General features: G+C 49.2%; 10 protein-coding genes and 4 tRNA genes. 2 read left to right on the top strand and 12 right to left on the bottom strand.

Translation table 11 applies throughout. The annotated features are described in order from the left end of the window. Positions 1 to 68: 68 nt before the first annotated feature. The 12 genes from rpoB to EO763_RS01025 all read right to left on the bottom strand — a co-directional run bounded on the left by rpoB (position 69) and on the right by EO763_RS01025 (position 9893). On the bottom strand, positions 69 to 4097 hold the full coding sequence (rpoB, locus tag EO763_RS01080; RefSeq protein WP_039494848.1) for a DNA-directed RNA polymerase subunit beta: 4029 nt from the start codon (positions 4095 to 4097) through the stop codon (positions 69 to 71). A gap of 326 nt (positions 4098 to 4423) precedes the next feature. Continuing rightward, on the bottom strand, positions 4424 to 4789 hold the full coding sequence (gene rplL, locus EO763_RS01075) for a 50S ribosomal protein L7/L12 (RefSeq protein ID WP_010285496.1): 366 nt from the start codon (positions 4787 to 4789) through the stop codon (positions 4424 to 4426). Positions 4790 to 4855: 66 nt separating this feature from the next. Next, positions 4856 to 5353 carry a 50S ribosomal protein L10 gene (gene rplJ, locus EO763_RS01070; RefSeq protein WP_010285495.1) on the bottom strand — a complete coding sequence of 166 codons (498 nt, stop codon included), beginning with the start codon at positions 5351 to 5353 and terminating at the stop codon, positions 4856 to 4858. 317 nt (positions 5354 to 5670) lie between these two features. Next, a complete protein-coding gene (rplA, locus tag EO763_RS01065) occupies positions 5671 to 6375 on the bottom strand; it encodes a 50S ribosomal protein L1 (RefSeq protein WP_039494851.1) in 705 nt (234 codons plus the stop codon). 3 nt (positions 6376 to 6378) lie between these two features. After that, positions 6379 to 6807 carry a 50S ribosomal protein L11 gene (gene rplK, locus EO763_RS01060; RefSeq protein ID WP_039348150.1) on the bottom strand — a complete coding sequence of 143 codons (429 nt, stop codon included), beginning with the start codon at positions 6805 to 6807 and terminating at the stop codon, positions 6379 to 6381. 162 nt (positions 6808 to 6969) lie between these two features. Continuing rightward, positions 6970 to 7515, bottom strand: coding sequence for a transcription termination/antitermination protein NusG (gene nusG / locus EO763_RS01055; RefSeq protein ID WP_005970339.1), 546 nt, complete (start codon positions 7513 to 7515; stop codon positions 6970 to 6972). 1 nt (position 7516) lies between these two features. After that, positions 7517 to 7900, bottom strand: coding sequence for a preprotein translocase subunit SecE (gene secE, locus EO763_RS01050; RefSeq protein WP_010285488.1), 384 nt, complete (start codon positions 7898 to 7900; stop codon positions 7517 to 7519). 237 nt (positions 7901 to 8137) lie between these two features. Continuing rightward, the gene (gene tuf, locus EO763_RS01045; protein ID WP_010277443.1) at positions 8138 to 9322 is read right to left on the bottom strand and encodes an elongation factor Tu; all 1185 of its coding nucleotides are present in this window, start codon (positions 9320 to 9322) and stop codon (positions 8138 to 8140) included. 107 nt (positions 9323 to 9429) lie between these two features. Further along, a tRNA-Thr gene (locus tag EO763_RS01040) sits at positions 9430 to 9505 on the bottom strand. A gap of 6 nt (positions 9506 to 9511) precedes the next feature. After that, a tRNA-Gly gene (locus tag EO763_RS01035) sits at positions 9512 to 9586 on the bottom strand. Between the two features lie 131 nt (positions 9587 to 9717). Further along, positions 9718 to 9802, bottom strand: a tRNA-Tyr gene (locus tag EO763_RS01030). 15 nt (positions 9803 to 9817) lie between these two features. Then, positions 9818 to 9893: transfer RNA gene (locus tag EO763_RS01025), tRNA-Thr, on the bottom strand. Positions 9894 to 10224: 331 nt separating this feature from the next. Between EO763_RS01025 and EO763_RS01020 the strand changes: the two genes are divergently transcribed. Together EO763_RS01020 and EO763_RS01015 are read left to right on the top strand one after the other, a co-directional pair. Next, complete coding sequence (locus EO763_RS01020; protein WP_161527813.1) at positions 10225 to 10800, top strand: GNAT family N-acetyltransferase; 576 nt, start codon at positions 10225 to 10227, stop codon at positions 10798 to 10800. 17 nt (positions 10801 to 10817) lie between these two features. Next, positions 10818 to 12043, top strand: a protein-coding gene (locus tag EO763_RS01015; protein WP_244321988.1) for an IS3 family transposase whose coding sequence is annotated in 2 segments (ribosomal slippage) — positions 10818 to 11160 and positions 11160 to 12043 — 1227 coding nt in all. Because the reading frame shifts where the segments join, the coding sequence is not laid out codon by codon here. Positions 12044 to 12054: the final 11 nt, after the last annotated feature.

Raw genomic sequence — 12054 nt, 5'->3', positions numbered from 1 at the left:
CAATATTGTCGTTAAAAACAACGTTCAGGTGTCCCTATGACGAATGCCAGCAATACAACGAGCTGGGATTACTTTTCTTCCAGCTCGATGTTGATACCCAGCGAACGGATTTCTTTCAACAATACGTTGAAGGATTCCGGCATGCCTGGTTCCATCTGATGATTGCCATCCACGATGTTCTTATACATCTTGGTACGGCCGTTCACGTCATCAGACTTAACGGTCAACATCTCTTGCAGGGTATAAGCTGCACCATAAGCTTCCAGCGCCCACACTTCCATCTCACCGAAGCGTTGACCACCGAACTGCGCTTTACCACCCAGCGGCTGCTGAGTAACCAAGCTGTAAGAACCGGTGGAACGAGCATGCATCTTATCGTCAACCAAGTGGTTCAGTTTCAGCATGTACATGTAGCCCACGGTAACCTGACGCTCAAATTGCTCACCGGTACGTCCATCGTACAGGGTAATCTGACCGGAGGTTGGGATACCGCCCATCTGCAACAGTTCCTTGATTTCTTTCTCTTTTGCACCGTCAAATACTGGCGTTGCAATTGGCATACCTTTCTTCAGGTTTTCAGCCAGACGCATAACTTCTTCGTCTGAGAAAGTACTTAGGTCGACTTTCTGACGCACATCGTCGCCCAGGTCATAGGCTTTCTGGATGAATTCACGCAGTTTGGTCACTTCTTCGTGCTGTTTGAGCATGGCGTTGATTTTCTCGCCGATACCTTTCGCAGCCATACCCAAGTGGGTTTCCAGAATCTGACCGATGTTCATACGTGAAGGTACGCCCAGCGGGTTCAGTACGATATCGACCGGCGTACCGTTCTCATCGTAAGGCATATCTTCGATCGGGTTGATCTTGGAGATAACACCTTTGTTCCCGTGACGACCTGCCATCTTGTCACCCGGTTGGATCTGACGTTTAACGGCCAGATAAACCTTAACGATTTTCAGCACGCCAGGTGCCAGATCATCGCCTTGGGTGATTTTACGGCGCTTAGCTTCGAGTTTTTTCTCAAACTCGTGCTTCAGCTCATCATACTGTTCTGCCAGCTGTTCCAACTGATTCTGCTTATCTTCATCAGTCAGACCCAGTTCCAACCAGCGCTCGCGCGGCAGTTTGTCCAGTTTGTCAGCTTCTACGCCGCCAGAAACCAGCACTGCGTGGATACGTCCAAACAGACCCGCTTCCAGAATTTGCAACTCTTCAGTCAGGTCTTTCTTCGCCTGCTTCAGCTGCATTTCTTCGATTTCCAACGCACGTTTGTCTTTTTCCACGCCATCGCGGGTAAAGACCTGTACGTCGATAATCGTACCGGAAACACCGTTTGGTACACGCAGAGAAGAGTCTTTAACGTCAGACGCTTTCTCACCGAAGATCGCACGCAGCAGTTTCTCTTCTGGCGTCAGTTGGGTTTCACCTTTCGGCGTTACCTTACCAACCAGAATGTCACCACCGGTCACTTCCGCACCGATGTAAACGATGCCGGACTCATCCAGTTTAGAAAGTGCTGCTTCACCCACGTTCGGGATGTCCGCAGTAATTTCTTCAGGCCCTAATTTGGTGTCACGAGACACACAGGCCAGTTCCTGAATGTGGATGGTCGTAAAGCGATCTTCCTGAACCACACGCTCGGAAACGAGGATGGAGTCTTCGAAGTTGTAACCATTCCATGGCATGAATGCCACGCGCATGTTCTGACCCAGCGCCAGCTCACCCAGATCGGTGGACGGGCCATCTGCCAGAACGTCACCACGTTCTACCGGCTCACCTAAAGACACACACGGCATCTGACTGATGCAGGTGTTCTGGTTAGAACGGGTATATTTGGTCAGGTTATAGATGTCGATCCCGGCTTCGCCCGGATACATTTCATCGTCATTAACGCGGATTACAATACGCGATGCATCCACGTACTGTACTGTACCACCACGTTTGGCTACGGCAGTTACACCGGAGTCAACCGCAACAGCGCGTTCCATACCGGTACCAACCAGCGGCTTATCAGCACGCAGGGTCGGAACGGCCTGACGTTGCATGTTCGCACCCATCAGAGCACGGTTGGCGTCATCGTGTTCCAGGAACGGAATCAGGGATGCACCGACGGAAACCACCTGCTGTGTGGAAACGTCCATGTATTCAACCTGATCGCGGCTGAACAAGCTGGACTCACCTTTGTTACGGCAGGTAACCAGTTCGTCGATGAAGCGGCCTTCTTCGTCCAAATTGGTGTTCGCCTGTGCAATAACGAAGTTACCTTCTTCAATCGCAGACAGGTAATGGATCTCATCCGTCACCACGTTTTCACGCACACGACGATAAGGGGTTTCAAGGAAACCGTATTCGTTCGTTTGCGCATAAACGGAGAGGGAGTTGATCAGACCGATGTTCGGACCTTCCGGCGTTTCGATAGGACAAACGCGACCGTAGTGAGTCGGGTGTACGTCACGAACTTCAAAGCCAGCGCGTTCACGCGTCAGACCGCCTGGGCCCAATGCGGAGATACGGCGCTTGTGCGTAATCTCAGACAGCGGGTTGTTCTGGTCCATAAACTGTGACAGTTGGCTTGAACCGAAGAACTCTTTCACCGCAGCCGAAATCGGCTTGGCGTTGATCATGTCCTGTGGCATCAGCGTATCAAGGTCGCCCAGAGATAGACGCTCTTTTACAGCACGTTCTACACGCACCAGACCAACGCGGAATTGGTTTTCTGCCATTTCGCCGACGGAACGGATACGACGGTTGCCGAGGTGGTCGATATCATCCACTTCGCCTTTACCATTACGGATATCAATGAGCTTCTTCATCACTTCGATGATGTCATCTTTGCTCAGGATACCGGAACCTTCGATCTCATCACGTAACAGAGAACGGTTGAACTTCATACGACCAACCGCAGACAGATCGTAGCGGTCTTCAGAGAAGAACAGGTTCTCAAACAGCGTTTCTGCTGCTTCACGCGTTGGCGGTTCACCAGGGCGCATCATGCGATAGATTTCAACCAGCGCGCTCAGACGATCGTTTGACGGATCGACACGCACGGTTTCAGACATGTATGCACCGTGATCAAGATCGTTGGTGAACAGGGTCTCAATACGTTTGTGACCAGACTGGCTCAGTTTAGCCAACAGATCCAGCGACAGCTCCATGTTGGCTGCGCCGATCAGTTCACCAGTGCTCTCGTCGATATAATCTTTGGACAGTACTTTGCCAGCGATATATTCAACAGGCACTTCAATACGCTCAATACCGTCTTTCTCTAACTGACGGATATGACGCGCAGTGATGCGGCGACCTTTTTCGATATAAACTTTACCGTTCGCTTCAATATCAAACGATGCGGTTTCACCACGCAGACGCTCAGGAACCAGATCCATCTGCAATTTATTGCCATTGATTTCATAGACAATTTTATCGAAGAAAAGATCGAGAATCTGTTCGGTGGAATAACCCAGCGCGCGCAGGATAATGGTCGCAGGCAATTTGCGGCGACGGTCGATACGAACAAACAGGTTATCCTTCGGATCAAACTCGAAATCCAGCCAGGAACCACGGTAAGGAATAATACGTGCGTTATACAGCACCTTACCTGAAGAGTGGGTTTTACCTTTGTCGCTATCGAAGAACACACCTGGACTACGGTGCAACTGAGACACGATTACACGCTCAGTGCCGTTGATCACGAAGGTACCGTTATCGGTCATGAGCGGAATTTCACCCATGTAAACTTCTTGTTCTTTGATGTCTTTAACGGTGCCTTCAGGCGCTTCGCGCTCGTAGATCACCAGGCGCAGTTTTACGCGTAGCGGCGCAGAGAACGTCACACCACGGATTTGACATTCTTTAACGTCAAACACTGGCTCGCCCAAGCGATAGCTAACATATTGCAGCTCTGAATTACCGCTATAGCTTTTTATAGGGAAAACAGAACGGAATGCAGCTTCCAAACCGTACTGACCTTCCGGGTCTTGCTCGATAAACTTCTGGAACGAGTCAAGTTGGATAGAAAGGAGATAAGGTATGTCCAAAACCTGTGGACGTTTACCAAAATCCTTACGAATGCGTTTTTTCTCGGTATAGGAGTAAACCATAGGGTTCCTCAGCTAGCTGACAAGTCGAACCACTCTGTCTGCCCTAACAAGGACAGTTCATGCAACACTATTTATGTTGGTCGGAAAATAGAGAACTTTCCGTAATACGTTTTTCTATTACTCTTAAACCATTTCGTTGCTCTTGCTTAGGCATGGAGCCCATGCAGGAAAGCAGTATATTAAGTCGTCAATAGAAAAAATATTTCGAGAAATCAATGGCTAAACAGTGTGAAACCCCATTGACACCCTACAGCGCAAAAAGGCTGGTGACTAAAAAGTCACCAGCCATCAGCCTAATAAATCAGGCTGCAACCGGAAAGGTTGGCTTATTTAACTTCAACTTCTGCGCCAGCTTCTTCCAGTGATTTCTTCAGTGCTTCAGCGTCATCTTTGCTCACGCCTTCTTTCAGAACTGCAGGTGCAGATTCAACCAGATCTTTGGCTTCTTTCAGGCCCAGACCAGTTGCGCCGCGAACAGCTTTGATTACAGCAACTTTGTTAGCGCCGATAGCTTTCAGCACAACGTCGAACTCAGTTTTTTCTTCAGCAACTTCAGCTGGACCAGCAGCAACAGCTACAGCAGCAGCAGCAGAAACACCGAATTTTTCTTCCATAGCAGAAACCAGCTCAACAACATCCATTACAGACATAGCTGCTACTGCTTCCAGAATTTGATCTTTAGTGATAGACATAACAATTGTTCCTAAGAATCAGAAATAGTTTATACGTTAGCAAGTACGTTAGAAAAAAAAGTGCTATTACGCAGCTTCTTTTGCATCGCGAACAGCAGCCAGAGTGCGGACCAGTTTGCCTGCAGCGGCTTCTTTCATGGTCGACATCAGACGTGCCAGTGCTTCTTCGTAAGTCGGCAGCGTTGCCAGACGGTCAATTTGAGCCGCCGGGATCAGCTCACCTTCAAAGGCTGCAGCTTTGACCTCGAATTTTGCATTCGCTTTCGCGAACTCTTTGAACAAACGAGCAGCAGCGCCCGGGTGTTCCAGAGAATATGCAATCAGGGTCGGACCGACAAACGTGTCTTTCAGGCACTCAAATTGAGTACCTTCAACAACGCGGCGCAGCAAGGTGTTACGAACAACACGCATGTAAACGCCAGCTTCACGCGCTGCTTTACGCAGTTCGGTCATTTTATCAACGGTAACGCCACGAGAATCCGCAACAACCGCAGACAGCGCACCTTTGGCTACTTCGCTGACTTCAGCAACAATCGCTTGTTTGTCTTGAAGATTTAATGCCATTAGCTTTTGCTCCTGGATTTAGCCGGAGAAACTCTCCGGAACTCACTTCACTTATCGCCAAAATTAGAGATAAGCGTTGAAACACGGTGAGCAGAATCCAGTAAAAAATTATTCTTTATAAAAAAGAAAAACGTTATTTAGGCTCTGTCACCGTCTACGCAGGAAAATTAAGCTTCTTACGAAACACCTGCGGTCTTGGACGGAGGCCTGGATAGGCCAGGCTCCAACCGAAAAATTCTTGCATCATTCCACTTGAGGAACAACGGGCGTAAAATTATAGGTAAATCTCACACCCGAGTAAAGCGGAACAAAAGCTATTAGTTAGCAGCAGCGTTCAGACCGCTCTGGTCGATGGCAACGCCAGCACCCATAGTGGTAGACAGGCTAACTTTCTTGATGTACACGCCTTTCGCCTGAGATGGTTTTGCTTTTTTCAGCGCAACCAGCAGAGATTCCAGGTTTTCTTTCAATTTGTTAGAATCGAAATCAACCTTACCGATAGTGGTATGGATGATACCGTTCTTGTCGTTACGGTAACGAACCTGACCCGCTTTAGCATTGTTAACAGCTTCAGCAACGTTAGGAGTTACAGTACCTACTTTCGGGTTTGGCATCAGGCCACGTGGACCCAGAACCTGGCCTAACTGGCCAACAACGCGCATTGCATCTGGAGATGCAATAACAACGTCAAAGCCCATTTCGCCTTTTTTGATCTGATCAGCCAGATCTTCCATGCCCACGAACTCAGCGCCAGCTGCTTTAGCAGCTTCAGCGTTTGCACCTTGGGTGAAGACAGCTACGCGAACAGAACGACCGGTGCCGTGTGGCAGTACGGTTGCACCGCGAACGTTTTGGTCAGATTTACGTGCATCGATGCCGAGGTTAACAGCTACGTCTACACTTTCTACGAACTTAGCAGTGGCCAGCTCTTTGAGCAGAGCAACAGCTTCGTTGATGTCATACTGTTTAGTTACATCAACTTTGTCACGGATCACGCGCATGCGCTTGGTCAGCTTAGCCATTTATTAATCCTCCACTACCAGGCCCATGGAACGAGCGGTACCTGCGATAGAACGCGCCATGGCGTCTACATCAGAACCAGTCATGTCCGCAGCTTTAGTTTCTGCGATTTCACGAACCTGAGCGCTCGTTACTTTACCTACTTTGTCTTTGTTCGGCTTACCGGAACCAGACTTGATACCAGCCGCTTTCTTCAGCAGAACAGCTGCTGGGGGCGTTTTGGTAACGAAGGTGAAAGAACGGTCAGAATAAACGGTAATAACAACCGGAGTCGGCAGGCCTTTCTCAATGCTTTCAGTTTTAGCATTGAACGCCTTACAGAATTCCATGATGTTAACACCTTGCTGACCCAGAGCCGGACCTACCGGTGGGCTCGGGTTAGCCATACCAGCTGCAACTTGCAGCTTGACGTAGGCTTGTACTTTCTTGGCCATTTAACTTTCCTCAATTGGGTAATAACGCCTACTGAAAGGCTCCCCGTGGTTTTTATTACGTTTCAGTCGCCATTAAGGCCACTGAAAAACTAAAGGCGCGAAATTATAGGTTAATTTCGCGCCATAGGCAAGTCGCTATTTTCAGTAAGCCTTATCAGGCAATTAGCCTTTTTCGACCTGAGCAAAGTCCAGCTCAACAGGGGTTGCACGACCAAAGATAGAGACAGACACCTTCAGGCGGCTCTTCTCATAGTCAACTTCTTCGACAACACCGTTGAAGTCGGCAAATGGACCATCGTTGACGCGAACCATTTCACCTGGTTCAAACAGCGTTTTCGGACGAGGCTTGTCACCAACCTGCTGGAGACGATTCATAATCGCATCCACCTCTTTGTCACTGATTGGAGCAGGACGGTCAGATGTGCCGCCAATGAACCCCATAACACGAGGTACGCTGCGCACAAGATGCCAACTAGCATCTTCCATCACCATCTGTACCAAAACATAACCAGGGAAAAACTTGCGTTCGCTCTTGCGACGCTGACCACCACGGATCTCAACAACTTCTTCAGTAGGAACCATGACTTCGCCAAACAATTCTTCCATATTATGGAGTTTGATATGCTCACGCAGTGATTGTGCTACGCGACCTTCAAAACCAGAAAACGCCTGAACGACGTACCAACGTTTTTTTGGAGCTTCAGACATCTTAGAACCTCAGGCCAGTGATAAACGATACCAGACGGACCAGAATACCATCCAGTCCCCACAAAATCAGTGACATCACGGCTGTCACCGCGGCAACGATTAACGTGGTGTGTAACGTTTCCTGACGAGTCGGCCAAATTACTTTGCGCACTTCGGTACGCGCTTCACGAGCAAACGCTACGGTTGCTTTGCCTTTCGTGGTCAGCAGTGCCACGCCACCGGCTGCGGCGATCAGGATAACAACGGCTAATGCACGCAGAGGAAGACTAAATTCACGGTAATAATAATTGCCAACAATCGCAACGACCAGCAAGGCACCTACTACTAGCCACTTAATCACTTCCAGGCCACGCCCACTATCCTGAGCTTCGGTATTCGCACTCATAAACCAACCTGTCACAATGATTCAGACAAATAACTTTGCCCCGCAACCGCGGGGCAACCAAACCGAAAGATGTTCTGTAAAACGAATAATTCGGTATTTACGCCGTATCTACAGAGCCTATCTCACCAATGATTATATCTCACAATCGCTGATGAGATAGGTTCTACCATGACAGCGTAGAAAAAGGGCATCAAATGATGCCCTTTTATCGCGTGTCGCGTCAAACGTTATCAGCGATTAAGCGATAACTTTAGCAACAACGCCCGCGCCTACTGTACGGCCGCCTTCACGGATTGCGAAACGCAAACCGTCATCCATCGCGATTGGGTGGATCAGGGTAACAACCATTTTGATGTTGTCGCCCGGCATTACCATCTCTACGCCTTCTGGCAGTTCGATGGTGCCCGTTACGTCAGTCGTACGGAAGTAGAACTGAGGACGGTAGCCTTTGAAGAACGGAGTATGACGGCCGCCTTCATCTTTGCTCAGGATATACACTTCGGATTCGAACTGAGTGTGCGGCTTGATTGAACCCGGCTTAGCCAGTACCTGACCACGCTCGATTTCTTCACGCTTGATACCACGCAGCAGAACACCAACGTTCTCGCCTGCACGACCTTCGTCCAGCAGTTTGCGGAACATTTCTACGCCGGTACAGGTAGATTTCGCGGTATCTTTGATACCAACGATTTCAACTTCTTCACCGACTTTAACGATACCGCGCTCTACACGACCGGTAACAACGGTACCACGACCGGAGATGGAGAATACGTCTTCGATTGGCAGCAAGAACGGCTTGTCAATGGCACGCTCTGGCTCTGGGATATAAGAATCCAGGTGCTCTGCCAGTTCGATGATTTTTGCTTCCCACTCAGCTTCGCCTTCCAGCGCTTTCAGAGCAGAACCACGAACCACTGGGGTGTCGTCGCCTGGGAAGTCGTACTGAGACAGCAGCTCACGCACTTCCATCTCAACCAGTTCCAGCAGCTCTTCGTCATCAACCATGTCACATTTGTTCAGGAACACGATGATGAAAGGAACGCCAACCTGACGACCCAGCAGGATGTGCTCACGGGTCTGAGGCATTGGGCCGTCAGTCGCAGCAACAACCAGGATCGCGCCGTCCATCTGGGCAGCACCGGTGATCATGTTTTTCACATAGTCGGCGTGTCCCGGGCAGTCAACGTGCGCGTAGTGGCGAGACGGAGTATCGTATTCAACGTGGGACGTGTTGATGGTGATACCACGTGCTTTTTCTTCTGGTGCGTTATCGATCTGGTCGAATGCACGTGCGCTACCACCGTAGGTTTTAGCCAGAACGGTAGTGATTGCAGCGGTCAGCGTTGTTTTACCATGGTCAACGTGGCCGATAGTACCGACGTTAACGTGCGGTTTTGTACGTTCAAATTTTTCTTTAGACATCGATTGTCCCTCTAAGACACGGATAAATCGGTGGTATCACCACATCAACCAAGCGACAGCTTGCTGAATTTATTCACAGAAAGAAAATCAGGAGGAGGAAAAGGAAGTGGTGCTGATAGGCAGATTCGAACTGCCGACCTCACCCTTACCAAGGGTGCGCTCTACCAACTGAGCTATATCAGCACATCTTGGAGCGGGCAGTGGGAATCGAACCCACATCATCAGCTTGGAAGGCTGAGGTAATAGCCATTATACGATGCCCGCATCCTGGAACTCGGCTACCTAATTTTTCTGTAGATTTTGAATTTGGGGGAATAAGATTTTATAGACCCCGCCTTCATCGATCCGGCTCAGTCTTACTACCGTATCGAATATCCTGTTACCAGGATTGAATTTGGTGGTGGGGGAAGGATTCGAACCTTCGAAGTCTGTGACGGCAGATTTACAGTCTGCTCCCTTTGGCCGCTCGGGAACCCCACCTGATTGTGTACTTGATGGTGCCGGCTACCGGAATCGAACTGGTGACCTACTGATTACAAGTCAGTTGCTCTACCTACTGAGCTAAGCCGGCTTCAAGTGCTGCGCATTCTAGGTAGACAGAGCGCTCGATGCAACAAAAAAATTGCGTAAAATGCGCTATCGCTTAGATTTTATCCAAATTCAGCTATAAATCCAGAGTAGCAGTAAGAATTAGCGCAAAGAACCACCAGTTCCATCCAACAAAATGGAGATTTCGCCATCAAACTACCTCCTGTTTCTTTTGCACCAAAAATACGGTTTTGCCCTTTAGAAGAGCAGACGCTGCACTGAGCGATGCTATTTTGCTCGTTTTTCTAAGGAAATAGGTCTGGAACGCATTTTGCTTGGTTAGACATAAATTTCTGTCGAAGGGGTAAAATACGATGAAAACCGTTCAACTCAATGCAGCAACTTTGCCTGTCTATCGTGAAGAACTGGCTAATCTATTGATAGATGCTGTAGAAAAAGGCGCCTCTGTTGGATACCACTCGCCACCGTCCCACAACGAAGCCACAGAATATTTTCATAGTTTGCAAACGTCCGTTGCCAACGGTGAACGCATGCTATGGGTAGCGCGCAATGAGGAGGGTATCGTCGGAAGCGTACAGCTCGAGTTGTGTGAAAAACCAAACGGGAAAAATAGAGCTGAAATTCAAAAATTATTGGTTCATAGCCGCATAAGAAGAGCGGGAATAGGACGACTGCTCATTCAGCTATTGGAAAAAAGCGCGCTTTTACAGCAGAGGGGATTGCTCTACTTAGATACTCAGGCAGGTTCCCCCGCAGAAGCGTTCTACCGTGCCTTGGGTTATCGCCATCTGGGAGAATTGCCAGACTATGCTTGCACACCCGATGGCTATTACCACCCAACGGCTATCTATTATAAGCGTCTCTTTGCCGTGAACGGTTTAGGCAAAGCCTGTAGTAGCCCCCATTTAAACCGGACACTTCATCAATAAGACATAGGCATAGACCTATGTTTAAGGAGTGTCTTGTGCAAAGAATCGAAGTGATCACTGGCGAGCAGAAGCGACGCCGTTATACTGCCGAAGAAAAATCCCGTTTTGTTGCGCTGTCCATGCAACCCGGCTATTCCGTTTCTCTGGTTGCCCGGCAATATGGCATTACACCCAGTCTGCTTTTTAAATGGAAACGACTTATGAACGAAGGTGGCCAATCTGCGATCGCTGCTGGCGATGACGTTGTCAGTGTTGCTGAAGTTAAGGCACTGGAAAAAAAGGTAAAACAGCTTGAGCAGATGCTGGGACGTAAAACAATGGAAGCCGAAATCCTCCGCGATGCGCTGGAGATAGCGCAGTCAAAAAAGTTGATATCGCGCATGCCATTGCTGCCACCGGACGATATCCCCTAATCCGGATAACACAGGTACTGCAGGTATCACGCTCTAATCTTTATGAACGCCTGAGTGGGCAGCGACTGCCCCGTATGGCGCGTTACAGCAAAGAAGCGGATGAGGAATTATTGCCATCAATCAGACAGATATGCAGCCAGCGCTCGACAAATGGCTATCGCAGGGTCACCGCACATCTGAATCGCAGGTTAAAGGAAGACGGTCGCCGGGTAAATCCAAAGCGGATATACCGGATCATGAAACACCATAACCTGCTGCTGGCAAAATCGGGTCATGAGAAAAAACACCGCAACCATACCGGTAGTGTGATCACACTGAAACCGGATACCCGGTGGTGCTCTGACGGCTTTGAAATCCGCTGCTGGAACCGTGAAGTGGTACGAGTGGTGTTCAGCCTGGACTGCTGTGACCGAGAGGTTATCGGCTGGAGTGCCACCACAGGGGGTATCAGCAGTGTAATGGTACAGGATCTGCTGACAGAAAGTCTGGAGAAGCGGTTCGGTAACGCACTGATGGTCCCACATGCAGTAGAATGGCTGACTGATAACGGCAGTTGCTACATAGCCGATGCCACGCGTACGTTCGCCAGTTCACTGGGGTTCATCGTGTGTACCACCCCAGTACGTAGCCCGGAAAGCAACGGCATGGCAGAATCGTTCGTCAAGACGTTCAAGCGGGATTACGTCTACGTAAATGACCTGCCGGATGCAGTATCAGTGATGGAAAAAATGGCAGAATGGATGGAGGACTATAATAACCTGCATCCGCACAAGGGGCTGAATATGAAATCCCCACGCGAATATCGCGATGCCATGTTAGCTGCTAATTAGCCGTGTCCGTT

Source organism: Pectobacterium odoriferum (assembly GCF_009931295.1).
GTDB classification, from domain to species: Bacteria; Pseudomonadota; Gammaproteobacteria; order Enterobacterales; family Enterobacteriaceae; genus Pectobacterium; species Pectobacterium odoriferum.
Note: the sequence above shows the minus strand (reverse complement) of the source record. Positions and strands in the feature narration are given on the sequence as shown.

Excerpts from the sequence above, each read along its gene's own strand:
- rplK (WP_039348150.1), bottom strand. The coding sequence starts at position 6,807 with ATGGCCAAGAAAGTACAAGCCTACGTCAAGCTGCAAGTTGCAGCTGGT.
- EO763_RS01020 (WP_161527813.1), top strand. The coding sequence starts at position 10,225 with ATGAAAACCGTTCAACTCAATGCAGCAACTTTGCCTGTCTATCGTGAA.
- secE (WP_010285488.1), bottom strand. The coding sequence starts at position 7,900 with ATGAGTGCGAATACCGAAGCTCAGGATAGTGGGCGTGGCCTGGAAGTG.
- rplA (WP_039494851.1), bottom strand. The coding sequence starts at position 6,375 with ATGGCTAAGCTGACCAAGCGCATGCGCGTGATCCGTGACAAAGTTGAT.
- nusG (WP_005970339.1), bottom strand. The coding sequence starts at position 7,515 with ATGTCTGAAGCTCCAAAAAAACGTTGGTACGTCGTTCAGGCGTTTTCT.
- rplJ (WP_010285495.1), bottom strand. The coding sequence starts at position 5,353 with ATGGCATTAAATCTTCAAGACAAACAAGCGATTGTTGCTGAAGTCAGC.
- tuf (WP_010277443.1), bottom strand. The coding sequence starts at position 9,322 with ATGTCTAAAGAAAAATTTGAACGTACAAAACCGCACGTTAACGTCGGT.
- rpoB (WP_039494848.1), bottom strand. The coding sequence starts at position 4,097 with ATGGTTTACTCCTATACCGAGAAAAAACGCATTCGTAAGGATTTTGGT.
- rplL (WP_010285496.1), bottom strand. The coding sequence starts at position 4,789 with ATGTCTATCACTAAAGATCAAATTCTGGAAGCAGTAGCAGCTATGTCT.